The 25,694-nt window shown below is 72.2% G+C and carries 19 protein-coding genes; 14 read left to right on the plus strand and 5 right to left on the minus strand.

Annotated elements, in window-relative coordinates:
- Positions 1-25: 25 nt before the first annotated feature.
- The 6 genes from EYB28_RS06695 (at position 26) to EYB28_RS06720 (ending at position 7,977) form a co-directional block, all read left to right on the plus strand.
- The gene (locus EYB28_RS06695; protein WP_166845919.1) at positions 26-1,042 is read left to right on the plus strand and encodes a LacI family DNA-binding transcriptional regulator; all 1,017 of its coding nucleotides are present in this window, start codon (positions 26-28) and stop codon (positions 1,040-1,042) included.
- 217 nt (positions 1,043-1,259) lie between these two features.
- Positions 1,260-2,906 carry a glycoside hydrolase family 13 protein gene (locus EYB28_RS06700; protein ID WP_370459446.1) on the plus strand — a complete coding sequence of 549 codons (1,647 nt, stop codon included), beginning with the start codon at positions 1,260-1,262 and terminating at the stop codon, positions 2,904-2,906.
- A gap of 97 nt (positions 2,907-3,003) precedes the next feature.
- Positions 3,004-4,395, plus strand: coding sequence for an ABC transporter substrate-binding protein (locus EYB28_RS06705; protein ID WP_166845922.1), 1,392 nt, complete (start codon positions 3,004-3,006; stop codon positions 4,393-4,395).
- A 139-nt stretch (positions 4,396-4,534) separates the two neighbouring features.
- A complete protein-coding gene (locus tag EYB28_RS06710) occupies positions 4,535-5,518 on the plus strand; it encodes a carbohydrate ABC transporter permease (RefSeq protein WP_240930417.1) in 984 nt (327 codons plus the stop codon).
- Positions 5,515-6,498, plus strand: coding sequence for a carbohydrate ABC transporter permease (locus EYB28_RS06715; protein ID WP_166845924.1), 984 nt, complete (start codon positions 5,515-5,517; stop codon positions 6,496-6,498). The genes EYB28_RS06710 and EYB28_RS06715 overlap by 4 nt, the downstream gene beginning before the upstream one ends.
- 201 nt (positions 6,499-6,699) lie before the next feature.
- Positions 6,700-7,977: a hypothetical protein gene (locus EYB28_RS06720; RefSeq protein WP_166845926.1), complete on the plus strand. Its 1,278-nt coding sequence runs from the start codon at positions 6,700-6,702 to the stop codon at positions 7,975-7,977.
- 99 nt (positions 7,978-8,076) lie between these two features.
- Here EYB28_RS06720 and EYB28_RS06725 read toward each other — a convergent pair whose 3' ends face one another.
- Entirely contained in the window at positions 8,077-9,171 is a 1,095-nt protein-coding gene (locus tag EYB28_RS06725) for a sialidase family protein (protein ID WP_205710860.1), read from the minus strand.
- 139 nt (positions 9,172-9,310) lie between these two features.
- Here EYB28_RS06725 and EYB28_RS06730 point away from each other — a divergent pair, with 139 nt between their 5' ends.
- Positions 9,311-10,243 carry a dihydrodipicolinate synthase family protein gene (locus EYB28_RS06730; protein ID WP_166845928.1) on the plus strand — a complete coding sequence of 311 codons (933 nt, stop codon included), beginning with the start codon at positions 9,311-9,313 and terminating at the stop codon, positions 10,241-10,243.
- A 93-nt stretch (positions 10,244-10,336) separates the two neighbouring features.
- On the opposite strand, the gene EYB28_RS06735 is transcribed toward EYB28_RS06730, so the two are convergent.
- Together EYB28_RS06735 and EYB28_RS06740 are read right to left on the minus strand one after the other, a co-directional pair.
- On the minus strand, positions 10,337-11,011 hold the full coding sequence (locus EYB28_RS06735) for a GntR family transcriptional regulator (protein ID WP_166845930.1): 675 nt from the start codon (positions 11,009-11,011) through the stop codon (positions 10,337-10,339).
- A gap of 91 nt (positions 11,012-11,102) precedes the next feature.
- Complete coding sequence (locus tag EYB28_RS06740; protein ID WP_166845932.1) at positions 11,103-12,569, minus strand: sulfatase; 1,467 nt, start codon at positions 12,567-12,569, stop codon at positions 11,103-11,105.
- Positions 12,570-12,785: 216 nt separating this feature from the next.
- Between EYB28_RS06740 and EYB28_RS06745 the strand changes: the two genes are divergently transcribed.
- The 3 genes from EYB28_RS06745 (at position 12,786) to EYB28_RS06755 (ending at position 16,089) form a co-directional block, all read left to right on the plus strand.
- Positions 12,786-14,147 carry an ABC transporter substrate-binding protein gene (locus EYB28_RS06745; protein ID WP_166845934.1) on the plus strand — a complete coding sequence of 454 codons (1,362 nt, stop codon included), beginning with the start codon at positions 12,786-12,788 and terminating at the stop codon, positions 14,145-14,147.
- Positions 14,144-15,100 carry a carbohydrate ABC transporter permease gene (locus tag EYB28_RS06750; protein WP_166845936.1) on the plus strand — a complete coding sequence of 319 codons (957 nt, stop codon included), beginning with the start codon at positions 14,144-14,146 and terminating at the stop codon, positions 15,098-15,100. The genes EYB28_RS06745 and EYB28_RS06750 overlap by 4 nt, the downstream gene beginning before the upstream one ends.
- Positions 15,101-15,270: 170 nt before the next feature.
- On the plus strand, positions 15,271-16,089 hold the full coding sequence (locus tag EYB28_RS06755) for a carbohydrate ABC transporter permease (protein ID WP_240930418.1): 819 nt from the start codon (positions 15,271-15,273) through the stop codon (positions 16,087-16,089).
- A 15-nt stretch (positions 16,090-16,104) separates the two neighbouring features.
- Here EYB28_RS06755 and EYB28_RS06760 read toward each other — a convergent pair whose 3' ends face one another.
- Positions 16,105-17,136 carry an acetylxylan esterase gene (locus EYB28_RS06760; RefSeq protein ID WP_166845940.1) on the minus strand — a complete coding sequence of 344 codons (1,032 nt, stop codon included), beginning with the start codon at positions 17,134-17,136 and terminating at the stop codon, positions 16,105-16,107.
- A gap of 136 nt (positions 17,137-17,272) precedes the next feature.
- Here EYB28_RS06760 and EYB28_RS06765 point away from each other — a divergent pair, with 136 nt between their 5' ends.
- The 3 genes from EYB28_RS06765 to EYB28_RS06775 all read left to right on the plus strand — a co-directional run bounded on the left by EYB28_RS06765 (position 17,273) and on the right by EYB28_RS06775 (position 22,633).
- The gene (locus tag EYB28_RS06765) at positions 17,273-19,195 is read left to right on the plus strand and encodes a NosD domain-containing protein (protein WP_166845941.1); all 1,923 of its coding nucleotides are present in this window, start codon (positions 17,273-17,275) and stop codon (positions 19,193-19,195) included.
- A 115-nt stretch (positions 19,196-19,310) separates the two neighbouring features.
- Complete coding sequence (locus EYB28_RS06770) at positions 19,311-21,221, plus strand: right-handed parallel beta-helix repeat-containing protein (protein WP_166845943.1); 1,911 nt, start codon at positions 19,311-19,313, stop codon at positions 21,219-21,221.
- A 101-nt stretch (positions 21,222-21,322) separates the two neighbouring features.
- On the plus strand, positions 21,323-22,633 hold the full coding sequence (locus tag EYB28_RS06775) for a sulfatase (protein ID WP_205710861.1): 1,311 nt from the start codon (positions 21,323-21,325) through the stop codon (positions 22,631-22,633).
- A 50-nt stretch (positions 22,634-22,683) separates the two neighbouring features.
- Here EYB28_RS06775 and EYB28_RS06780 read toward each other — a convergent pair whose 3' ends face one another.
- Positions 22,684-24,255, minus strand: coding sequence for an alpha-N-arabinofuranosidase (locus EYB28_RS06780; protein ID WP_166845947.1), 1,572 nt, complete (start codon positions 24,253-24,255; stop codon positions 22,684-22,686).
- Between the two features lie 186 nt (positions 24,256-24,441).
- Between EYB28_RS06780 and EYB28_RS06785 the strand changes: the two genes are divergently transcribed.
- Complete coding sequence (locus tag EYB28_RS06785; protein ID WP_166845949.1) at positions 24,442-25,470, plus strand: LacI family DNA-binding transcriptional regulator; 1,029 nt, start codon at positions 24,442-24,444, stop codon at positions 25,468-25,470.
- Positions 25,471-25,694: the final 224 nt, after the last annotated feature.

A 25,694-nucleotide genomic window follows, 5' to 3' on the forward strand; every position in this document is an offset into this window, starting at 1 on the left:
TGCGTCCCGGGGTACAGTCGAGGGCATGTCGAGACGACTTGCGGATGTGGCGGCCAAGGTGGGCGTGAGCGAGGCGACGGTCAGCCGGGTGCTCAACGGCAAGCCGGGCGTCTCGCAGGCGACGCGTGACGCGGTGCTCACCGCGCTGGACGTGCTCGGGTACGAGCGGCCCACCAAGCTCCGCGGGGACCGCCCGCGCCTGGTCGGCCTCGTGCTGCCGGAGCTCGCCAACCCGATCTTCCCGGCGTTCGCCGAGGTGGTCGGCGGCGCCCTGGCGCAGCAGGGGTTCACCCCGGTGCTGTGCACGCGGACCGCGGGCGGCGTCTCCGAGGCCGAGTACGTGGACCTGCTCCTGGGGCAGCAGGTCTCCGGCGTGATCTTCGCCGGCGGCTTCTACGCGGAGCGGGACGCCGACCACGCCCACTACGAGCGGCTGGAGGCCCTGAGCCTGCCCGTCGTGCTGATCAACGCCTCGATCGAGAGCCTCGACTTCCCGCGGGTGTCGTGCGACGACCTGGTGGCGACCCAGCAGGCGCTGGAGCACCTCACGTCCATGGGGCACGCGCGCATCGGGCTCCTGCTGGGCCCGTCGGACCACGTGCCTTCGGAGCGCAAGCTCGAGGCGGCGCGCGGGTACGCCCGGCGGCACGGGCTCGACCTGCCCGACGACCTCGTGGTGCACAGCCAGTACTCGCTGGAGAGCGGCCAGGCGGCGACCAACCGGCTGCTGGACGCCGGGGCGACGGCGGTGCTGTGCGCCTCGGACCCGCTCGCTCTCGGCGCGGTCCGGTCGGTGCGCCGTGCCGGGCTGCGCGTGCCCGCCGACGTCTCGGTGGTGGGCTACGACGACTCGGCGCTGATGAACTCGACGGACCCGGCCCTGACCACCGTGCGCCAGCCCATCGACGCGATGGGTCGAGCCGCCGTGGAGCTCCTGGCGGGGATGATCGCGGGCGTCACGGTGCCCCGCGACGAGCTGCTCTTCGAGCCGGAGCTGGTGGTGCGCCGGTCCACTGCCGCCGCGCCGCGCCCGGGCGGCTGACGCCGCGCGCGACCGAGGCGCCCGCAGGGGCCGGGCCGGCATCGTGCCGGCCCGGCCCCTGCGTCGTGCCCGGGTGGTGCGACGGTTCCGCGCGTTCTCGACCCGATCACCTGCGGTGTCCTGTCTCGTTTCCGAACCGTAACAATCAAGTTCTTGCGTGGAACGCGTCGCTTCATTACTGTCTCTCGTGTTCGACGACGACGAGAGGAGCTCACCGGTGAGCGACGGGCACGACGCGGAGTGGTGGCGCAGCGCGGTGATCTACCAGGTCTACCCACGCTCGTTCGCCGACGGGAACGGTGACGGGACGGGCGACCTGGCCGGCGTGCGGCAGCGGCTGGGCCATCTGCGTGACCTCGGGGTCGACGCGATCTGGTTCACCCCCTGGTACCGCTCACCGCTCGCCGACGGCGGCTACGACGTCGAGGACTACCGTGCGATCGACCCGGCGTTCGGCACGCTGACCGAGGCGGAGGCTCTGATCGCGGAGGCGCGCGAGCTCGGCCTGCGCACCATCGTCGACGTCGTGCCGAACCACGTCTCGGACCGCCACCCGTGGTTCCGGGCCGCTCTCGCCGCCGGTCCGGGCTCGCCCGAGCGCGACCGCTTCTGGTTCCGCGCGGGCCGCGGCGCACGCGGCGACGAGATGCCCACCCGCTGGGTCTCCGACTTCCAGGGCAGCACCTGGACCCGGACCACGAACCCCGACGGCACACCGGGGGAGTGGTACCTGCACCTGTTCACCCCCGAGCAGCCCGACCTCAACTGGGACCACCCCGACGTGCGCCGCGAGCACGAGGAGATCCTGCGGTTCTGGTTCGACCGCGGCGTCGCCGGCGTCCGGATCGACTCCGCGGCGCTGCCCGTCAAGGACCCCGCCCTGCCCGAGGTCCCCGAGGCCTGGGGGCCGGGGGAGCACCCGCACCTGGACCGCGACGGGCTGCACGACATCTACCGCTCCTGGCGTGCCGTCGCCGACTCCTACGACGAGCCGCGGGTGCTCGTCGGCGAGATCTGGCTCCCGGACGCCCGGCGGTTCGCGCGCTACCTGCGCGGCGACGAGATGCACACGGCGTTCAACTTCGACTTCATGACCCGTCCGTGGGACGCCAAGGAGCTGCGCGAGTCGATCCGCACCACCCTCGAGGCGCACGCCCCGGTCGGTGCGCCGCCCACCTGGGTGCTGTCCAACCACGACGTCACCCGCCCGGTCACCCGCTACGGGCGCGAGGACAGCTCGTTCGACTTCGCGGCCAAGCGCTTCGGCACGCCCACCGACCTCGCCGTCGGCGGGCGTCGCGCCCGCGCGGCGGCGCTGCTCACCGGTGCCCTGCCGGGCGCCCTCTACCTCTACCAGGGTGACGAGCTCGGGCTGCCGGAGGTCGAGCTGCCCGTCGAGGCGATCCAGGATCCGATGCACTTCCGCTCCGGCGGCGTCGACCCGGGCCGCGACGGCTGCCGCGTGCCCCTGCCCTGGGCACGGACCGGGTCGTCCTACGGCTTCGGGCCCGACGGCGGCGCGGCGCCGTGGCTGCCCCAGCCGGACGGCTGGGGGGACCTCTCCGTCGAGGCCCAGGAGGACGACCCGGTGTCGATGCTCGCGCTGTACCGCCGCATGCTCGCCGTCCGGCGGTCGGAGCCGGGGCTGCGCGACGGCGACCTCGTCTGGCTCGACGCCGTGGCGGGTGCTCCCGTGCCCGCCCGCGCCCTCGCCTTCGCCCGGGGCGACGTCGCCTGCGTCGTCAACCTCGGGCCCGACCCCGTGCCGCTGCCGCAGGACGCCGACCTGCTGCTGCACAGCGGCGACCCGGCCACCCGACCGACGTCGGTCCTGACCGACACGGCCGCCTGGGTCCGGTGGTGACGGGCTCCCGGCCCGCACGACGATCCCGCATCACGACCCCGCATCACGATCCCGCACAGTCCCGCACCGTGACCGGTGCACCGACCAAGGAGCGACGATGAAGTCCACACGCCACGCGATCGCCTGCACCGTCGCAGGCGCGACCGCGATCGCCCTGCTCGCCGGCTGCTCCGGCGACGACCCGCAGGGCGAGAGCACGAACGAGTCGGGCCGGGTGACCCTCAAGGTCGTCTCCCTGCTGCCCGGGTCCACCGAGGAGGCGGTCGCCGCCTTCGAGGACCAGGTCGCCGAGTTCGAGGAGGAGCACCCCGACATCGACGTGGTGCCCGAGGAGTACGAGTGGAAGGCGACCACGTTCGCCGCCCAGCTCGCCGGCGGCACGCTCCCCGACGTCTTCGAGATCCCCTTCACCGACGCCCAGGGTCTGGTGGAGAACGGCCAGCTCGCCGACATGGACGCCCAGTTCCGCTCCCTGCCCTACGCGGACGCGTTCAACCCCACGATCCTGGAGGCCGGCACGGGCGACGACGGGCACGTCTACGCCATCCCCGCCAAGAACGCGTACCCCGTGGCCCTGCACTACAACCGGAAGCTGTTCGCGTCCTCCGGGCTCGACCCGGAGCAGCCGCCGACGACCTGGGACGAAGTCCGCGCCGCCGCGAAGAAGATCGCCGACGCCCACCCCGGCGTCGCCGGGTTCGCCACCATGACGCAGAACAACACGGGCGGCTGGCAGCTCACCGCGCAGACCGTCGCCCGCGGCGGGCGCACCGTCGAGGTCGACGCCGACCAGCAGGCCACCGCCACGCTCGACGACGCGGGCGTGCGCGAGGCCCTGCGGTTCCTGCACGACCTGCGCTGGGAGGACGACTCCATGGGCGCCAACTTCCTGCTCGACTGGGGGAGCATCAACCAGGAGTTCGCGGCCGGCCAGGTGGGCATGTTCACGTCGGGCTCCGACATCTACACCGCCCTGGTCCAGACGAACGACATCGACCCCGACAGCTACGGGCTGGCCCCGATCCCGCTCTCCGGCGACCCCGACGCGGCGACGCTCACGGGCGGCACGCTGGCCGGCGTGCCCGCCTCGGTCGACGACACGGTCAAGGACGCCGCGATCGAGTGGATCGACTTCTACTACCTGAACAAGCTCGTCGACGAGGACCGAGCCGTCGCCGACGCCGAGACCCTCGTCGCGAACGACCAGCCCGTGGGGACGCCCGTGCTGCCGATGTTCTCGAAGGAGCAGTACGAGCTGAACCAGGAATGGATCGCCGACTACGTGAACGTGCCGCTGGACCAGATGGCGGCGTTCACCGACGCGATGTTCGACCTGCCGCTGGCCGGTGAGCCGTCGCAGAAGACCCAGGAGGTCTACGCGCTGCTCGACCCGGTCGTCCAGGCCGTGCTCACCGACGAGGGCGCGGACATCGACGCGCTGCTCGCCGACGCGGACGCCCAGGCCCAGGCGCTGCTCGACCAGGGCTGATCCCCGGCCCGGGGCGTCGGCCGTCGGTCCACCCGCCCGCCGTGGCCGCGGCGACCACCGCCGCGGCCACGGTCCCGCCGTCACCCGCCGTCACCCGCCGTCACCCGCCGTCACCCGCCGTCGAACCGGAGGCCGACACGTGAGCCCCACCACCGCACCACCACGCCGCGACGGCAGGGCGCCGTCGGACCCCCCGGCGCCTCGCCCCGCCCACGGGCCCCGGCGACGCCGAGGCCCGGCCGCCTGGCTGCGCGCCGGCGGCCTGAGCAACCTGGTCTTCCTGCTGCCGCTGCTGGTGATCTTCGGCGTCTTCTCGTGGTTCCCGATCGTGCGCGCGGTGATCATGAGTGTCCAGGAGACGAACCTCGTCTCCGCCCCCGAGTTCGTCGGGCTGGAGAACTTCCGCCGCGTCCTGGCCGACCCGTTGCTGTGGACCGCCGTGCGCAACACGCTCTACTTCGCCTTCCTGGCCCTGCTGCTCGGCTACCCCGTGCCCCTCGTGGTCGCCGTGCTGATGCGCGAGGTCCGCCGGGCGCGAGGGCTGTACTCCGCCCTGGCCTACCTGCCCGTCGTCGTCCCCCCGGTCGTCTCCGTCCTGCTCTGGAAGTTCTTCTACGACGCCTCGCCGTCGGGTGTGTTCAACACCATCCTCGGCTGGGTCGGTCTCGGGCCGTACCCGTGGCTCCAGGACGCCTCGTGGGCCATGCCGTCGTTGGTGCTGGCGGCCACGTGGGCGGGGGCCGGCGGCACCGTGATCATCTACCTCGCCGCGCTCACCAGCGTCCCGACGGAGCTCTACGACGCCTCCGAGGTGGACGGCGCCGGGCTGTGGCGCAAGGTGTGGCACGTGACCATGCCGCACCTGCGCGGCGTCCTGTTCATCACGCTGATCCTCCAGGTCATCGCCACCGCCCAGGTGTTCCTCGAGCCGTACCTGTTCACCGGCGGCGGTCCGAACAACGCGACCGTGACCGTGCTGCTGCTCGTCTACCGCTACGCCTTCCAGAACAGCCTCGGCGGGGACTACGGGGCCGCGACGGCGCTCTCGCTGCTGCTCGCCGCGGTCCTCGCGGTCCTGTCCGTCCTCTACTTCCGCCTCACCCGGTCCTGGAGCACCTCATGACCCTCTCCGACACGCGGGCCACGCCCGCGCAGGACGCCGCGGAGCGTGCTACGGCCACCGGCGCGCCGCTCGCGCGACGGCTCGGCCGACGGCGCCCCGCCGAGGCCGACCGCGGGGCCCTGTCGCCGTCCGACTGGCGCCGTCCGGCCGTCCGCCGGGGGATGGGTGGCGCCCACGTGCTGCTGCTCGCCCTGCTGGTCCTGGTCGGCCTGGGCCCGATGGTCCTGCTGGCCAAGTACGCGATCACCCCCACCCAGGACATCCTGAGCACGCCGATGGCGGTGTTCCCGCACGGCGTCGCGTGGGAGAACCTGGAGCGCGCCTGGAACGACGTGCAGATCAGCCGGTACTTCCTCAACACCGTCTGGCTCGCCGCCGGGTCGTGGGCGTCCCAGCTGCTGGTCGCGACGACCGGCGGGTACGCGCTGTCGGTGCTGCGGCCCCGGTACGGCAGGGTGGTCCAGGCGATGGTGCTGGCGACGATGTTCGTGCCCGCCGTAGTGCTGCTCGTCCCGCTGTACCTGACGATCCTCGACCCGCCGCTGCTCGGGCGGTCCCTGATCGACAGCCTCTGGGCCGTGTGGCTGCCCGCCGGCGCCAGCGCGTTCAACGTGCTGCTCGTGCAGCGGTTCTTCGACAACCTGCCGCGGGAGGTGTTCGAGGCGGCACGGGTCGACGGGGCCGGTCCCTACCGGCTGTTCTGGTCCGTGGTGCTGCCCATGTCGCGGCCGATCATCGGTGTCGTGTCGGTGTTCGCGGTCATCGCGGCGTGGAAGGACTTCCTGTGGCCGCTGCTCGTGCTCAAGGACCCGGCGATCCAGCCGCTGTCGGTCCGGCTGCCGTCGATCGCGGCGTCCACCGACCTCGGCGTGTTCCTCGCGGCGCTCGCGATCGCCACGGTGATCCCGGTGGCCCTCTTCCTGGCGTTCCAGCGGCTCTTCCTGTCGGGCGCGGGGCTGGGGGGAGCCGTCAAGGGGTGAATTGTGGGTGAAAATCTCCACACGGGCTCCACGACATCGGCGCACAGCGTTGACTTCCGTGCCCCCGACCTGCTGACATATACCTCTCATCCTGATATTTCGGAGGTCCACGTGGGGAAGCAGGGCACGGCCGGAGCCGAAGAGGTCGTAGGCCGTCCGAGAGCCCGCTACCGCGGCCGTCACCTCCCGATGGTGGCGGTCGTGCTGGCGGCGTTCATCGCCACCGCGCTGGCGTACAGCGGCATGGTCCTGTTCGGGCTCGAGGTCGCGCACATGACGCCCATCGAGGCGTACGCGCTGGCGGGCTTCCTGGAGGTCAGCCTCGTCGCCGTCGCGCTCATGGCGCGCAACGCCGCGCTCGAGGCACGACCGTACGGCGTCCTGCTGACGCTGACCTGGATCCTGTCGGGCACCTCGGGTCTGTTCGCGGCGCTGCACGAGATCGCGGTGCCCAACGAGAGCACGCCGTACATGGTGGCGTTCCGCTTCGTGCCGCCGCTCGTCGCGGCGCTGATGTGGCACCTGGCGCTCGTGGGGGAGCGGCATCTCGTCACGGGGCACACCCTCGACGAGCGCCGACGCGAGAGCCGCGTGCACCAGTACGTCACCGCCCTGGAGATGTGGCGCGACGCACGCCTCGACAGCTCGGGGAGCCGTCGCGGCATGCGCAAGATCCGCGAGATGCACCGGCGGCAGCGGGCGGCGCGCGACCGCGCTCTCAAGCTGCTCACCGTCGAGGACTTCGAGCGGCGCATGCAGGTCTGGGTCGAGCGGCTCGAGGCCGCCGAGCGTCACGGCAACCGGCTCGACACCATCGGCGCGAGCTCCGTCAAGCGCGGGGTTGCGCGGGGCGTGGCAGCCGCGGTCGTCGACGCCCGGGTCGACGAGGCCGTGGAGGCTGCCGCGGAGGCCGAGCGAGCCTCGGTGGTCCGGCGTGCCGAGGGCGAGCCGTTCGCCGAGACCTTCGAGTCCGCCCTGGCCGCCGACGCGGCGTCCGAGGGCGAGGGCGACGCCGAGGCGACCGAGCGCGACGAGACGGTGGAGGCCGACGACGCCGACGTGACCGAGGCGTCCGCCGCCGAGGACACCGACGACGAGCAGGACGACACTGACACGGACGAGGCGGTCGCCGGGACCAGCGCCGCGACCTCCGCCGTCATCGGCGACGACCCGATCTCCCGGGCCGAGCCGCTGCCGGAGACCGGGCACACGCGGCGCGTCGAGCTCTTCGACCTGGTCCGCCCCGAGGAGCGGACCTCGCCCTCCCTGGCCGAGCGGTGGGCCCGGACCGGCCCGAACAAGGCGTCGCGCGACGCGGAGCCCGCCCCGGTCACGTCCGGCGCGGGGACGCCCGCCGTCGACGAGTCCGGCGAGGAGACCTCCGAGCCCGAGCGGCGGACCGACGGGCTCGCCCGGGCCCGGATGACCCAGCGCGAGATCGCCAACCTGGTCTCGTCGTCGCGGTCCTCGGGTTCCTGACCCGACCGCACCACGAAGCACCGCTGCCGGGCGTCGCGAGCGCGACGCCCGGCAGCGGCGTGTCCGGGACCGGCTCGGCGGGGGCCGGTCGGCGCTCGTTCAACGCACGGTGTCGCGGAAGCGCTCCACGCGGTGGAACGTCAGGAAGTTCGTGTCGTGGAAGCTGGCCGCTCCGCCGGCGTCGTCGTCGAATGCGGTACGGGAGACGAACAGGATGTCGTCGCCGTCGACGACCCAGTCGACGTACTGGAACGCGTGCACCTGGTCGTCGTCGTGGTGCAGCAGCACGGGGCCGAGGTCCCAGCGGTCCAGGTCCGGCGAGCTGACGAGCTGAACGGTGTTCCGCGAGCGCAGCCCGACCGACGTCGCGGCCGGGTCGGGAACGTGGTTGACGAGCGACCAGTACCGGCCGCTGCGCTCGTCCCAGCGCACGGTGAACTTGGTGATGGAGCCCGGCATGGCACGGAACCCGGTCGCCGGGTCGAAGTCCAGTGTCGTCCCGTCGGCCCCCACGCGGATCACGGCGGCGTAGCAGGGGTCGGGGGTGGGCACGTCGACGCGCAGGAGGTCGACCAGCTCGCCGTCCGGGGTGACGACGGCGTTCCCCTCGAGCCAGCCCACGACCGTGCCGTCGAGCCAGGAGGGGTCGCTCGCGAGGAACCCGGTGTCCGTCCAGGACCTGGCGTCGAGCAGGTCGGCGTCGACCGTGGCCGAGAGCATGCCCGCCCGGAAGCTGCGGCCCCAGGTCGCGTCACCGGGACCCTCGAGGTCCTCGAACGCGCGCCAGAGCCGGCCACGGTGCTCGAGCACGGGGGTCGGCGCGCAGTGGTAGCGGCCCCGGCGCAGCAGCCCGCGGGCCTCGTCGACCGGGTCGGTCCAGGTCAGGCCGCCGTCGTCGGAGCGACGGATGACGACGTCGCCGTTCTGTCGCGCCGTGCCCAGCAGGTACAGCGCCCCGTCGTGCTGGAAGAGGGTGCTCCAGAACTGGCCGTGGAGCGTCGCGACCGCCCGCCAGGTGGTCCCGTCGTCCTCGGACCGGTGCACCACGGCGGTGTCGAAGCCGGTGCCGGGCCCGAACAGGTCGTGGGCGGCGAGCAGGACGCCGTCCCCCAGCGCGAGCAGCGTCGGTGATCCGACGTACTGCTTCTCGGCGGCGGGGACGTGCGCGATGACGCTCCCCGGTGCGTGCTCCACGGTCTCCACGGTCAGCGTGCCTCCTTCGGCAGGGTACTCCGGATGGACATCGGGCAACCGGCGACGGGATATCGTCACCAGTGACGATTGACGGATAACCGTCATCCGATACAGTAGCAGCACGATCGAAGGAGACCCCGTGAGCGCACCTACCGCGCCGAGGCGCCCCCGGCTGGGGGGCGTCTTCTGCCCTGTCATCACCCCGCTCGACGACCGGGGGCGGCTCGACGAGCCCGCGCTGCGGCGCCAGGTGGACCGTGTCGTGGCCGCCGGCGACCAGGTCATGGTCCTCGGCACCAGCGGCGAGCTGCCGATCCTCCCCGCGGTCGTGGCCGACCGCGTCGTCGAGGTGGCCGCCGACCAGCTCGCCGGCCGCACGACGCTCGTCTGCGGGGTCGGCGACGTCGGCACCGAGCGCGCGCTGGCCAACGTCGCCCGGGCGGGGGGCGCCGGCGCGGACGCCGTCGCGGTGACGACGCCGTACTACTACCCCGTCGACGCGGACGCCGTGCGTCGGCACTACCGGGAGGTCGCCGACCGGTCCGAGGTCCCGGTGGCGCTGTACAACATCCCGGTCAACACGCACACGCCGTTGACCCGCGAGGTCGTCGCCGATCTCGCGCAGCACCCGAACGTCGTCGCGATCAAGGACTCCAGCGGCGACCGGGACTTTTTCGCCTGGCTGCTGGAGCACCGCGACGCCCACGGCCTGGCGGTGCTCCAGGGCAGTGACGAGAAGCGCGCCCACCACTACTGGCGCGCGGGCATCGACGGCTACGTGTCGGGGCTCGAGAACGTGCTGCCGGGCACCATGCTCGAGCTCGCCGCCGCCGTGCGGGCCGGCGACGACGGGGCTGTGGCGGCGGCCCAGGCACGCGTGGACGCGATCGCCGATCTCACGGCGGAAGGCTTCTGGCTCTCCGTGCTCAAGGCCGGTGCCGCCCTCCAGGGAGTCGGCTCGGGACGTGTGTCCGCGCCACTGCCCGGGCTCTCGGACGAGCTGCACGGCCGCTTGCGGGAGACCCTGGCCGCGCACGACCTGCTGCCCGGGCTGGCGGGCGCGCCGGGCTGAGAAGGCAGGGTCCACGCGCACGACGTCGAGGGCCGGCGTCCCCGGACGGGGGACGCCGGCCCTCGACGCGGACGACGGGTGCGGGGCCGAGCCTCAGCGGGACGCGTCGACCAGCTCGCGCCGGGCCTCGCGCATCCTCCGGCTGGAGCCGTCGAGGTGCGCGGACAGCTCGGTCAGGGCGGGCTCGATCTCCCCGTCCTCGAGCAGCCGCAGGATGGCGGCGTGGGACTCGGCCGACGGGTGGAGGTCGGTGTCCCGCGCCGTCGTGATCTGCACCAGTGAGCGGAACGTGGGCTCGTTGTCGCGCCAGATCGCCATGAGGCGGCGATGCCCGGCGATCTCGTAGAACAGGGAGTGGAAGCGCAGGTCGGCGATGGCGAACTCGGTCGCGTCGCCCGCGTCGGCGGCCGCGCGCATGTCGTCCAGCGCCGCGTGCAGCCGGGACCAGTCCGCGTCGCCGCGATCGGCGCACAACCGCAGGGCGAACGACTCGAGCGTCGCCCGCAGGGAGAACAGCTCGGCGATGTCGCTGTCGGTGAGGCCGACCACATAGGTCCCGCGGCTGCGTGTCTCCACCAGACCCTCGGCCTCGAGCCGGCGCAGCGCGTCGCGGATCGGGCCGCGGCTCACCCCGAAGTCGGTCGAGAGCTGGGCCTCGACCAGGTGGGTGTCAGCGGGCAGCTGTCCGCGCACGATGAGGCGGCGCAGTTCTTGCGCGACGCGCTCGCCGAGTGCGGTCTGCTTCAGGGGGGTCACATCGAGGCTCATCACATGCTCCGTGGGTCGGCACCGCTCGGCATCGAGCAGCACTGCTGTCATCCGTCAACCAAAGACACTGTAGCGGAGGTGGTCCCGAGGGTCAGGCCACCGACACCGCCGGCATCCGCTCGCCGCCGCGGGGCCCGGCCCGCCACTGGTCGTGCACGGACCAGTCGAGCATCGCCCGCAGCATGCGGTCGCGCCGCTCGCGATGGTCCGGGTCGTGCCAGAGGTTGCGCGACTCGTCCGGGTCCTGGGCAAGGTCGAAGAGCTGGCCGGTGTCCGGGTCGTCGACGTCGTGGTACGCCACGAGCTTGTACCGCTCGTCGCGCAGCATCGTGGCCAGCAGGGGCGGGTCGAAGTACCGGCTGCCCTCGCCCACGGCGAGACCGCCGTTGCGGTAGGTGCTCACGGCGTAGGGGCGAGGTGCGGCCTCGCCGCGCGCGAGGGCGACAAGGTCGCGTGAGTCGGCGCCCGGCCCGAGGGTCGTCGGCGGCAGGCCCGCGGCGGCCACGGCCGTCGCCGCCACGTCGGTCAGCTGGACCGGTGCCGTGACGCGGGTCCCGGCCGGGACGCGCGGCCCACGGACGAGCAGCGGGACCCGTGCCACCGCCTCGGTGAAGAATGCTCCCTTCGTCATGAGGCCGCGGTCCCCGAGCGCCTCGCCATGGTCGGAGGTGAAGACCACGAGCGTGTTCTCGCGCAGGCCGAGCCGATCCAGCTCGGTCAGCACCCGCCCGATCTCGTGATCGGCGAACGCGACGGCCGCGTGGTAGCCGCGGCGCGCCGTGTCGAGATCGTGCGGGACATGCGCGTCCACGGTCTTGGAGGCGGCCTCGACCTGCAGGCCGCGGGGCGTCGGCCCGTCCGCGGGCGGCAGCACCGGCGGCAGGGCGCCGACCTTCTCGTCCCATCCTGGCGGGGCGTTGTCGTAGGGGTTGTGCGGGTCGAAGAGGCTCATCACGCCGAAGAACGGGACGCCGTCGGCCGTCGCGCCGCGCAGGAAGTCCATCGTGCGCTCCGCGGCCCAGTGCGACATGTGCAGGTGCTCCGGGTGGTGCACGACGCCCCGTCCCTCGGTCACCATGCGTGCGTGGAACTCCGGGTCGGCGACCTCCAGCCAGCGTGAGTAGGCCTGCAGGGGCGAGCCCATGTCCATCGACATCTCGTTGCACAGCTCGTAGACGTCGAAGCCGTCGTGAGGGTGCCGCCGCTCCGCCTCGTCGACCCGGCTGCTCACGTGCAGCTTGCCGATCAGGCCCGTGCGGTAGCCGGCGTCTTGCAGGTGTTCGCCGACGAGCACCTGGTCGCCGGGCAGGGAGTCGTAGAGGCGTGCCACGCCGTGCCCGGCGACGTGCCGCCCGGTGAGCAGGCTGGCGCGGCTCGGCGTGCACAGGGGCGAGGTGCAGTACGCGGCGTCGAAGACGGCTCCGTCCGCGGCGAGCGCGTCGAGGTGGGGCGTTGGCGCGGGCGCGGGGCCGTACGCCCCGATCGAGTCCGCGCGTTGCTGGTCGGTCATCACGAGCAGCACGTTCGTCGGCCGTGCCGCCGCGGTCTCGTCGGGCATGCTGGGCGCCCCTCCTGTGTGTCGTCGTCTCTGGCGTCACTCGATGACGGTCAACATTACACCGTGAGCCGGTGCCCGATGCCCGAACGTTGACAGGGTGGTGGCGGATGGCTTTACTGTGTGATCGGATAACCGAAAACCGGCGACAGCAAACCAGACACCGACGGCGGTGCGGCTGCGCCGGGCGTGACCATCAACGGTGAAGGGAACGGCGGCATGAGAAGAGTGCAGATCATCGGGGCGTTCGGCGCGGTCGCGGCGCTCGCGGTCGTGGGGGGATGCTCGTCCTCCGGCGACGACGCGGCGGAGGGTGACGGCGTGACGATCTCCGTGATGGGGCTCCCGCCCGACAGCAAGGCGGAGGAGCGGCAGACGTTCCTCGACGCCGTCGACGCGTTCGAGGAGGCCAACCCCGACGTCACGGTCGAGCCGTCGGAGTACGAGTTCGACGCGCAGACGTTCTCGGCGCGCCTCGCCGGCGGGAACGTCGACACGGTCCTGCGGGTGCCGTTCACGGAGTCCCAGGCGCTGATCCGGCGCGGCCAGGTCGCGGACGTGACGGCCGAGGTGGATGAACTCGAGGCGGGGGCGGCGCTGGAACCGCGCATCCTCGAGCTGATGTCCGACGCCGACGGCGCGGTCTACGGGCTGCCGGAACGGGCGTACGCCGTCGGGCTGCTGTACAACCGCGACCTGTTCGAGCAGGCGGGCCTCGACCCGGACGCGCCGCCGGCCACCTGGGACGAGCTGCGCGAGGCGGCGACGGCGCTGCAGGGTGTCGTCGACACCCCGTACGCCGAGCTCACCACCAACAACCAGGGCGGCTGGCACATCACCATGCAGACGTACTCCTACGGGGGCACGATCGAGGAGCAGCAGGGTGACGAGTACGTGGCGACGTTCGACAACGACCGGACCGTGGCGGCGCTCGAGAACCTCGCCGAGCTGCGGTGGCAGGACGACGTCATGGGCACGCAGCAGCTGCGCGAGCAGGCCGACACGCTGCGCGACTTCGCGGCCGGCGACGTCGGCATGTGGCTCGGCTCGCCCGACGTCTTCAACGGGTACGTCAACAACTTCGACGGTGACCCGAAGGCCTTCGGGGTCGGGCCGATGCCCCAGGCTGGCGGGGACGCGACCCTCACGGGCGGCTGGGTGACGATGGTCAGCGCCGACGCGACGGACGCCGAGCGCGCGGCCGCGGTGCGGTGGATGGACTTCAAGAACCTCCGCCAGCGCTATGACGCCGACGTCGCCGCCGAGCAGGCCGAGGCGGACAAGGACGCGGGCGTCGCCGTGGGCATCCCCGAGGTGCCGCTGTTCGACGCCGAGACCACCCAGGCGGTCCAGGACGCGATCGCCCCGTTCGCGACCTTCCCGGCGGACAACGCCGCGAGCTACGTGGCCGGCACGGCCGACCTCGAGTACGTGCCCGAGCCCGCCGTGGCCGGGCAGGAGATCTACTCGGCGCTCGACTCGGTCATCCAGAGCGTGCTCTCGGAGGAGGGCGCCGACATCCAGGCGCTCCTCGCGGACGCCAAGGAGCAGGCGCAGGCGGCGATCCGGAGGAAGGGATGACGTCGGTGGTCACCGAGCGCACCCCGACGGCGTCGGCGGAGGCGGCCACGGCCGCCCTGCCGCGCCGCCGGCGGTGGCGCCGCGTCGGTCTCGGCCACGCGCTGCAGACGTTCGCGTTCTTCGTGCCCGGGCTGCTGATCTTCGGCTACTTCGCGTGGTGGCCGATGGTCCGCAGCGTGCTGCTCAGCTTCCAGGACACGAACCTCGTGTCGGACCCGAGCTGGGTGGGGCTGGAGAACTTCGCCAACATCCTGGCGGACCCGCTGCTGTGGCGAGCAGTGGTCAACACCCTGACGTTCGCCCTCGTGTCGCTGGTCATCGGGTTCCCGCTCCCGCTGTTCCTCGCCACGGTGATGAACGAGCTGCGCCGGTACGGGGGAGTCTTCCGTGTGCTCGTGTACGTCCCGGCGGCCGTGCCGCCCGTGGTGGCGGTGCTGCTGTGGAAGTGGTTCTACGAGCCGGGCGGGGACGGTGTCTTCAACCGCATCGCCGGGTTCGTCGGGCTCGGGCCGTTCCCCTGGCTGGAGGACCCGTCGTGGGCCATCCCCAGCCTGGTCCTCACCGCCACCTGGACGGCGGCCGGCGGGACCGTGCTCATCTACCTCGCCTCGCTGACCGCCATCCCCACCGAGCTGTACGACGCGGCGGAGGTCGACGGGGCGTCGATCTGGCGGCGCGTCTGGCACGTGACGCTGCCGCAGATGCGCGGGGTGATGCTCATCCTGCTGCTCGTCCAGATCATCGCCACGATGCAGACCTTCATCGAGCCGTACGTCATGACCGACGGCGGCCCGCAGGACTCCACGGTCACCGTGCTGCTGCTGATCTTCCGGTACGCGTTCGTCTACGGCGACTACGGGGGCGCCGCGGCCCTGAGCGTCATGCTCGCGGCCGTGCTCGCCGTCGTCTCGGCCGTCTACCTCAGGGTCACCCGGACTTGGAGCCAGTCATGACCGTCGACCAGAGCGCACCCTCGGCCGCCGCGCCGGCCGGTCGGGCCGGCGCGGACGTCCCGCCGTCGCCCCCGCCGCACCGACGCCGTCGGGCGGCAGGCCGGGGCGGTGTGGACGATCGCCGAGGCCTGCTGTCCTCGGCGGACCACCAGCGCCCCGCGGTTCGCCGAGTGCTGACGCCGCTGCAGCTCGTGATGTTCCTCATCGTGTTCGCGCTGTCCGTGCTGCCGCTGCTGTGGCTCGCGAAGTCCGCGATCTCGCCGACGCAGGAGATCCTGCGCGAGCCGTTCCGGCTGTGGCCGAGCGACCCGCAGTGGGCGAACTTCGCCTCCGCCTGGAGCGAGCTCGGCGTCGGGCGGTACCTGTGGAACACGGTCGTGCTCACGGGCGGCTCGGTGTTCTTCCAGATGCTGGTGGCCACGACCCTCGGGTTCGGCATCGCCGTGCTCCGCCCGCGCTACTCGAAGGCCGTGTACGGCGCCGTGCTGTCCACGCTGCTGCTGCCGCCGACGGTGCTGCTCATCGGCTTGTACCTCACGATCCTCGACGTGCCGCTGGTGGGCGTGAACCTGCAGAGCACCGTGTGGAGCGTCTGGTTGCCGGCCGGCGTGCACGGGTTCAGCGTGCTGCTGTGCGTGCGGTTCTTCGAGGGGATCCCGCGCGAGCTGTTCGAGGCCGCGCAGATCGACGGTGCCGGCCCGTGGGCGATCTTCCGGCGGATCGTGCTGCCGATGTCCAAGCCGATCCTCACCGTCGTCGGGCTGCTCGGCGTCATGGCGTCCTGGAAGGACTTCCTCTGGCCGCTGATCGCCATCCCCGACTCGGGGGCGCAGCCCATCAGCGTGGCGCTGGCCCGCATCGCCCCGTTCGTGCAGGAGAACATGCTGTTCGCGGCCCTGTTCATCGCGGCCCTGCCGCCCGTGCTGCTGTTCATCGTCTTCCAGAAGCACATCGTCGCGGGCGCCGGGTTCTCCGGGCTCAAGGGCTGAGGGGCGCCGCCCCGCTCACCGCACGGCACGTGCGGCGCGCTCCACGGCGCGCCGCACGTGGTCGTGCGTCGCCGCGTACGCGGCGGCCTCGTCCTCGCGCAGGCCCGGGTACCAGGCGTGGCCCGCCGGGTAGACCTCAAGCTCGAGGCCGCCGTCCGGGGCGTCGTCGGGGCCGGGAACGGCACTGGCGATGGCCAGCTGGCCCTGCGGCGGGACGTGGGTGTCCCACGCCGCCGCCTCCACGCGCACCGGCACGCGCAGGTGGCGCGCGGCGACGGACGCGTCGCTGTAGCGCAGCACCTCGCGAGCCTCGGGGTGCTCGGCCACGTACCGCCGCACCGCCTCGCCGCTGCCCAGGCATCGCACGGCGAGCCGCAGGTCGTGCTGGCCGAAGCTTGGCACGACGAGCGTGGCGCCCACGACGCGGTCGTCCCACGGCGCGGCGAGGGCCGCGATCCCGCCGCCGAAGCTCTTGCCGACGTGGTACAGCGGGACGTCGTCCGCACCGGTCTCGGCGAGCACCTCGAGCAGCGCCGTGCCGGCGTGCCACAGGTCGACCGCGCAGCGACCGAGCGCGTACGTGCCGACGTCGTCGATGCCGTGCACCACGTGCTCGACGTTCACCGGCGGCGCGCCGAGGCCGGCGTTGAGGGCGCCCAGGCCCCGGGCGACGGGGAAGATCACCGCCGCGTCGGCGGGGACGCGCTCCAGGTCGGGGAAGTCGCGCCCGCCGTACCCGTGACCGTGCACGATCCCGACGCGCGCCAGGTCTGTAGCAGGCAGCCCGACCCAGCCGCGGAGCCGCAGCCCGTCAGCGGCTGTGAACGTGACGCGCGAGACGTCGTGCGCCCCCGCGCGCCCGAGCGGCTCGAGCACCGCGTCGGCGGGGGCCGTGCGCGCCGCGGCGTACCACTCCCGCCAGAGCCGTGCGAAGCCCTCGGGCTCGTCCGCCGGGCGCACGGACAACAGCCCGTCGAGGTCATACCCGAAGGTGCCGTCGATCGGGCTGTCGGGGTACCAGCGGTCGTACGGCGGGCGTGGCGGCATGGGGAGGCTCCTCGGCTCGTCGGTCTGGTGAGATGACGGTTGACAGTAACGGTTGACAGTGACCGGTCATCGGATATCGTAGGCGAACGCAGGGCACCGTGCGGTATCGCACTCCAACGACGGAGGGAGCACCACCATGTCCGCCACGCCCACCACGGGTCTCAGTGAGCACGACGGGACCAGCGGGCACCAGAGCCGCCGCCGCATCCTGGGTCTCGGCCTCACCGGAGCGGCCGCCGGAGCGTTCGCGCTCTCCGGCGCGACACCCGCGACCGCGCTGGAGCGGGGCAGGGGCTACGGTCAGGGGAACGGCCACACGGCCCCGGTCGTCAGCTGGGTCGACATCCACGAGTACGCCTCGCTCGTCCCGAACCGGCACGCCGCTGAGGCCGACTGGGACTGGACCGCGGCGGTCCAGACGGCGATCGACGAGAACCAGGGCCGCGTCGTCTACTTCCCGAACACCGCCCCGCGCTACCTGATCAGCGACTATGTCGCGCTGCGCGAGCGCACCACGCTCGTGGGCGACGGCGACTCGAGGATCTACTTCACGATCTCCCTCCCGGACGCCGGCGACATCCACGAGCGGGGCGGTTTCTTCCGGCTGCGGGAGCAGAAGGTGATCGACGACCCGACGGGGGCGTTCTCGTACGACATCACCGTGCGCGACCTCACCTTCGAGTCCGTCGAGCAGCAGCGCGCCGGCGCCTTCAAGCTCGTCAATGCCCGCCGTGTCACCATCACGGGGTGCACGTTCGTCAACTGCGGCGGCGTGTTCGTGTGCCACGAGCTGGAGATGAACGGCGCCTACGACCGCGGCGACGCCGGGACCAGCGGCGACCCGGCGGTCGAAGCGGGGTTCTCCCCGGACTCGACGGACGACCTGTGCGAGGACGTCCGATTCACGGACAACCGCGTGGAGGGGCAGACGTACTTCGTCATGGCGGTCCGGCTCAACTTCGTCAAGCGTGCCGTGGTCACCGGCAACATCTGCCGGTGGGCCTCCATCTCCTGGTGGGGCGGCGGCGCGCGCAAGGGCGAGGGCGGCGAGCTGAGGTTCCTGCGCCGGTGCCGGCAGTTCACGATCGCGAACAACTACCTGTCCTGGAACAACGGGTCGATCTACGGCAACAACGGCACCGACCTCACCATCACCGGCAACGTCTGCGAGTACGCCGTCGACGTCGGCATCGACATGGAGGGCTGCACCCACTACGTCGTCGACGGCAACGTCTGCCGCTACGCGGGCAACTTCTGCTACGCCGTCCTGTACGCCAGCGACAACGGCGTCTTCAGCAACAACGTCGCGATCCAGGGGCGCAAGGCCGAGGGCATCGGCGACATCGCCGAGCAGATGGGCAAGCACGTGTTCCGGCGCGTCGCCCAGTTCGAGGACGACCGCCCGCACCAGTTCGCGCTTCGTGGCAACACGTTCGTGTGGGAGGACGACACCGGCTTCGGCTCCTTCGGCACGGCCAGCGAGGTTCAGGCCGAGGTGACGGGCAACCACTTCGTCAACGTCGTGGTCGAGGGGTTCGACAAGGACGTCCCCATCGCCCAGAAGTACGACGAGACCTTCCACGACAACGACCTGCGCTTCACCAACGCCAGCAAGGCGGACGACGTCTACGTCCAGCTGGGCGACCAGCGGCCCGAGGGGGCCTCCGTCCTCAGCGTGAAGAACAACACGCTCCGCATCGAGAACGCCGACCCCGCGGCCATCCCCCTGGTGGTCCAGCAGGGCAACCCGGGCAAGAACAAGCTGACCGTCGTGGCGGGGAACGTCATCGACGCCGCCACCGACATCGCCATCGCCTACGTCGACTGGGCCGACGCGAGCGAGTCGGGGCACCAGTACTTCGACTTCGCCGACAACAAGGTGCGCGGCGGCGGCATCGTCGCGAACCTGTCGACCCACCCCGACGACGGCGGCGCGCGGGTCCGCGGCGACCAGGGCCACGCGAACAACACGACCTTCGACCTGACGCCCGTCCGGGTCGACCAGGCGCCTGACCGCGAGCGGTTCGGCGCGCTCCACTTCGGCCCGGACGTCGGCTGACGCCTCGCCGACCACCCGGACCCTCGGACCGCTCGAACCGAGCGGCCGATCCCGCAGACGACCGCCGACCGTGCGGTTGAGCCACGCCACTCTCCAACGACGGAGGAGCACCATCATGCCCATCACGTCCACCACAGGGACCGCCTCGCCGGCTGAAGGAGCCGGCCACCAGACCCGTCGCCGGATCCTCGGGCTCGGCCTGACCGGCGCCGCCGCGAGCGCGCTCGCGCTGTCCGGGGGCGCGCCCGCCACAGCCCTGCCACGGAGCAAGGGCGACGGGAAGGGACAGGCCGGCGTCGCCGCGGCCGACCCCACCGCGCCGCCCGTGCCGAGCTGGGTCGACATCCACGAGTACGTCTCGCTCGTGCCGAACCAGAGCGATGCCGAGGCGGACTGGGACTGGACCGCGGCGATCCAGGCGGCGATCGACGAGAACCAGGGCCGGGTGATCTATTTCCCCAACACGGCGCCGCGCTACCTGGTGAGCGACTACATCGCGATGCGAGAGCGCACCTCGCTGCGTGGCGACGGGGACTCGCGGATCTATTTCACGATCCCGATCGAGGACACCGACGACATCCACGTCCGGGGCGGGTTCTTCCGGCTGCGTGAGCAGAAGGTGATGGATGACCCGACGGGGGCGTTCTCGTACGACATCACCGTGCGTGACCTGACGTTCGAGTCGCTCGAGCAGCAGCGCAACGGCGTCTTCAAGCTGGTCAACGCCCGTCGCGTGACGATCGCCGGATGCACCTTCGTCAACTGCGGGGCAGCGTTCGTGTGCCACGAGCTGGAGATGAACGGCGCGTACGACCGCGGCAATCCCGGGACCAGCGGGGACCCGGCGGTCCAGGCCGGCTTCTCGCCGGACTCGACGGACGACCTGTGCGAGGACGTCTGGTTCACCGACAACCACGTCGACGGCGTCACGTACTTCGTCATGGCACTGCGCCTGAACTTCGTCAAGCGTGCGGTGATCACCGGCAACATCTGTCGATTCGCTCAGGTCTCCTGGTGGGGCGGCGGCGCGCGCAAGGGGGAGGGCGGCGAGAAGCACTTCCTGCGCCGGTGCCTGCAGTTCACCATCGCGCACAACTACCTGCACCGGAACAACGGCGCGATCTACGGCAACAACGGCTCGGAGATCTCCGTCGTCGGCAACACGTGCGAGTACTCGATCGACACGGCGATCGACATGGAGGGGTGCCAGAACTTCACCGTGGACGGCAACACGGTGAAGTACGCGGGCAACTTCTGCTACAGCGTGTTCTACGGCTGCCGCAACGGCGTGTTCAGCAACAACGTCGCGATCCAGGGCCCGGCGGCGGCCGACATGGGGCCGGTCGGCCAGCAGCACGGGCGGGAGGTGTTCCGGCAGATCGCGAGCTTCGACGACGACGGGGTGCCCGAGCAGTTCGCCGTGCGTGGCAACACGTTCCGCTGGGACGGTGCCGAGGGCTTCGGTGTGCTACGCCTCGACAACTACGGGGACGTGGCCATCACCGACAACTACTTCGAGAACGTCGTGCTGGACGGACTGGTGGGACACTCGAAGAGCTCCCAGTCTCTGGTCGGCAACGAGTTCCGGTTCACCAACGCCACTGCGGCCGACGACGTCTACGTCGCGCTCGGCCGCCAGAACGGCCTCGGGCGCTCCTGCGTGGTGCGGGACAACCGGCTGCAGATCGCGAACGCCGACCCGGCCGCCATCCCGCTGCTGGTGGTCCAGCACCGCGCCGACGCGGCCTCGATGACCACGATCGACCGGAACACGATCGACGCTGCCACCGACGTCGCGATCGCGTACGGCGACCTGCGCACGGGCGACCGAGCCTCCGGCCAGACGTTCGCCGTGCGGGACAACGTCGTGGCGCAGGGGCAGCTCGCCAACCTCAGCCGCGGCGGGCGCACCGACGTGCTGCAGACCGGCAACGTCGACTGGGACCTGGCCGACGTCGCCTGGGCCGAGCAGCCGGACACCGACCGCTACGCGAACCTCGCCTACGGCCTGGCGATCACGGCGTGACGACGACCTGACCACGGCGGGCGTGGCGCCGGGTGACCGGCGCCACGCCCGTACCTGCCCCCGCGAGATACCCGAACCAGAGGATCGCGATGAACCGCTCCGTGAGACGGCCGAACCTCGTGTACCTGCACTCCCACGACACGGGCCGCTACGTGAGCCCCTACGGGTACGCCGCGCCGACGCCGCACCTGCAGCGCCTCGCCGCCGGCGGCGTCGTCTTCCGCGACGCCTACGCGGCAGCGCCCACGTGCTCGCCGTCCCGCGCGGCGCTCACCACGGGCCGTTACCCGCACGAGGTGGGCATGCTGGGGCTCGCGAACCGCGGCTTCGCCCTGTCGGACCCGGACGAGCACGTGGCTCGCACGCTGCGGGCGGAGGGCTACACCACGGCGCTCGCGGGCGTGCAGCACGTCAGCACCGACTGGGAGCAGGTCGGCTACAGCGAGGTGCTCCCGGTCGCCTCGCGCGACGCCCCCGACGTCAGCGCGGCGGCCGTGGAGTTCCTGTCCGGCCAGCGGGACAGCGACGAACCGTTCTTCCTCGACGTCGGCTTCCGCGAGACGCACCGCGAGTTCGACGCCGCCGAGGCCCAGGACGACGCGCGATACCTGCGCCCGCCCGAGCCCCTGCCCGACACGCCGGAGGTGCGCGAGGAGATGGCGCGCTTCCGGGCCAGCCTGCGCCGGCTGGACGACGGCGTCGGTGCCGTCCTGGACGCGCTGGATGCGCACGGCCTGGCGCAGGACACCGTCGTCGTGTGCACCACGGACCACGGCCTGCCCTTCCCGTCGATGAAGGGACAGCTCACGACCCACGGGCTGGGGGTCATGTTGCTGGTGCGCGGCCCGGGGTTCCCGGCGGGCGGGGTCGTGGACGCACTCGTCACCCAGCTCGACGTGCTCCCCACGTTATACCGGGCGGCAGGGGTCGAGGTGCCCGCCCCGCTGCCGGGACGTCCTCTCCAGCCGCTCGCGTCGGGCGAGGTCGACCGGTTGCACGACGCCGTGTTCGGGGAGACGACGTTCCACGTCGCGTACGCGCCGCAGCGGTCGGTACGTACCGACCGCTGGTGCTACGTGCGCCGGTTCGACGACCTGGGCAGTGACCCGGTGAGCAACGAGGCGGAATCCCCGGCGCTGGACGTCCTCCTCGCGGCGGGCTGGGGCTCGCGCCCTCGCGAGCGCGAGCTGCTCTTCGACCGGCTGCTCGACCCGCAGGAGGCGGAGAACGTCGCGGGCGAGCCGTGGGCCGCCGTGGCGCTGGCCGGTCTGCGGGCCCGCCTCGAGGAGTGGATGGTCGAGACCGACGACCCCGTGCGCCACGGCCCGGTGCCACCGCCGCCGGGCGCGCGGGTCGACGACCCCAGCCCGAACCCGATCGCGCGCCAGGCGCGGCTGGCCGCGGGCCGGTAGTCGGACGCCCTCTCCCCGGCGGTCGGGCGGGGAGAGGGCGGACGCCCGTGTCAGGCGCGGGCGAACGTCCCGGCGAACGCGGTCCAGGACTCCGGGGCGAGGCGCACGGTCGTGGTCCCGCCGTCGGTGGCCGCGACCGCGTCGGCCGTGTCGAGGGCGGACCAGCACGTCTGCGCGACCTTGGCCGCGTGCTCCGGCCCGTGCACGGCCGGCTCGTGGTCGGCGACCATCCGCCAGCCCTCGGCGAGCTCGAGACCGGCGCCGACGTGGGCCAGCTCGACCTCGACCTCGCGGTCGGACCGGTTGGTGAGGAACAGGCCCAGCGCCCCGTCGTCGTCCACCGTGGCGGCGGCGGTGACGAGCGGCACATCGCCGTGGCGGTCCGTGGTGGAGGTCGGCGCCTCGACGCGGACGTCGAGCGCGGTGCCGCGGGCGAGGCGCGCCGTCGTGGCGAACGGGTGGAACGTGGGCTGGCGCCAGGCCTCGCCGCCGGGCTCGGTCATGATCGGCGCGATGACGTTGACGAGCTGCGCCAGGCAGGCCACCGGCACGCGGTCGGCGTGGTTGAGGAGCGTGACCATGAGGTCGCCGACGACGACGGCGTCCAGCCCCGAGTAGACGTCCTCGATGATCCGCGGGGCGTCCCGCTGGATCGGCAGGTTCTCCTCGCCGCCGAAGCGGGTCTCGTTGTACCAGACGTTCCACTCGTCGAAGCTGATCGTGATCTTCTTGTCCGAGCGGCGCTCGGCCCCGACGGCGTCGGCGGACGCGACGACGCGGTCGATGAACCGGTCCATCGCGGTGCCGGAGGCCAGGAACGACGCCCGGTCGCCGCCGATCTCCTCGTAGTACGCGTGCATGGAGATGTGGTCCACCAGGTCGTAGGTGTACGACAGGACGGTCCGCTCCCACTCGCCGAAGGTGGGCATCTGCATGGAGGACGAGCCGCAGACGATGAGGGAGATCGACGGGTCGACGAGCTTCATCGCCTTGCCCGCCTCGAAGGCGAGCTTGCCGTACTCGTGCGCGTTCTTCTGCCCGATCTGCCAGGGCCCGTCCATCTCGTTGCCGAGGCACCACAGCTTCACCCCGTAGGGCTCGGTGCGGCCGTTGGCGATGCGCAGGTCGGCCCACCGGGTGCCGGCCTCGCCGTTGCAGTACTCGACGAGGGCGGCGGCGGCGTCGACGCCGCGGGTGCCGAGGTTGACGGCCATCATCGGCTCGATGCCCTCGCGCTCGGCCCACTGGAGGAACTCGTCCGTGCCGACGAGGTTGGGCTCGACGGTGCGCCAGGCCAGGTCGAGGAACGGCTTGCGCTGCTCGACGGGCCCGACGGCGTCCTCCCACACGTAGTTGGAGACGAAGTTGCCGCCGGGGTAGCGGACCATCGGGACGCCGAGCTCGTGCACGAGCTCGGCCACGTCCTTGCGGAAGCCGTGCTCGTCCGCCGTGGGGTGCCCCGGCTCGTGGATGCCGGTGTACACGGCGCGACCGAGGTGCTCGACGAACGAGCCGAACAGGCGGCGGTCGACGGCGCCGCGGCGGAAGTCGGGGTGGAGCGTGACGCGCGGGCGCGCGGCAGGGTGCCGGTGGTCGGTCGGCGTGGGCTGCTGGTCGGGCATGGGGCTCGAACTCCCTTGTCGAGATGGGTGCCGGTGCGGCGGTCCAGGGGTCGCCACGCGCCGCGCTGGACGCACCATCACGTTACAACGATGTAGAGTGAATCACGGCACCACCGTCGGTGTCACCTAGGCTGTGGTGGGCTCTGCCCCAGCGGCCACAGGCCGTGCGTCGCTCGAGGAGGTTCGATGCCCGTCACCATGCACGACGTGGCTGCCCGTGCCGGTGTGTCCATCAAGACGGTCTCCAACGTCGTCAACGGCTACCCCCACATCCGCCCGGAGACCCGGGCGCGGGTGGAGGAGGCGATCGAGCACCTCGGGTACACCGTCAACCTCTCGGCGCGGAGCCTGCGCCAGGGGCGGACCGGCATGATCGGCCTCGCGCTGCCCGAGCTCTCCCTGCCGTACTTCGCCGAGCTCGCGGACGCCGTGATGCGGGCCGCCGAGGCGCGCGGGCTGGTGGTGCTCATCGAGCAGACCGGCGCCACGCGCGAGCGCGAGCTGCAGGTGCTGACCTCGCCGCACCGGCGCCTCACCGACGGGCTCCTCTTCTCGCCGCTCGCGCTGGAGCCCGAGGAGACCGACCTGCTCGCGGTGGAGTACCCGATGGTGCTGCTGGGAGAGCGGATGTTCGGGGGGCCGGTCGACCACGTGACGATGGCGAACGTCGACGCCTCGCGCGCCGCGACGGCGCACCTCGTGGCACAGGGTCGTCGCCGGGTGGCCGTCCTCGGCGCCCATCCGGGGGAGCGGATGGGCTCCGCCCATCTGCGGCTCGAGGGGTACCGGCAGGCACTGGCCGACGCCGGCCTGCCGTTCGACCCGGCGCTCGTCGGGGCGGCGGGGCTGTGGCACCGCTCGACCGGTGCCGAGGCGATGTCGCGGCTGCTCGACTCGGGAGTCGAGCTGGACGGCGTGTTCGCGATGAACGACGCCCTGGCCCTCGGGGCGCTGCACGTGCTCCACGACCGCGGGGTGAAGGTACCGGGCGACGTGGCCGTCATCGGGTTCGACGACGTCGACGACGCCCAGTACGCCGAGCCCCAGCTCTCCTCGGTGGCCCCCGGGCGGGACCAGATCGCCCGCACGGCCGTGGACATGCTCATCGAGCGGATCGGGGGTTCGCAGGTGCCCCCGAGGCGGGTCGTGGCCGACTTCTCCGTGGTCGAGCGGGCGTCGAGCGGAGGGCCGCGGCGCGCCGCCGCGGCGTCGTGACCGGGGGCGTCGCCGGCTCGTCGGGCTCGAACTGATCACGACACCCCGGAAGGGGTTGCGAGCACGCTCTACAACGGTGTAGAAAACTCACTGTCCGCAGATCTACAACGTTAGAGAGCGGGGCGACGGGACTTCTCCGTCACCACCTGCACGGACGCAGGGATCGAGGCGCCGCCACCGCAGGTGGCACCTCGTGGGGCGCCGTGCCCCACGCGCAGAGATCG

This window comes from Isoptericola sp. BMS4, assembly GCF_011634835.1.
In the GTDB taxonomy this organism is placed as follows: Bacteria; Actinomycetota; Actinomycetes; order Actinomycetales; family Cellulomonadaceae; genus Isoptericola.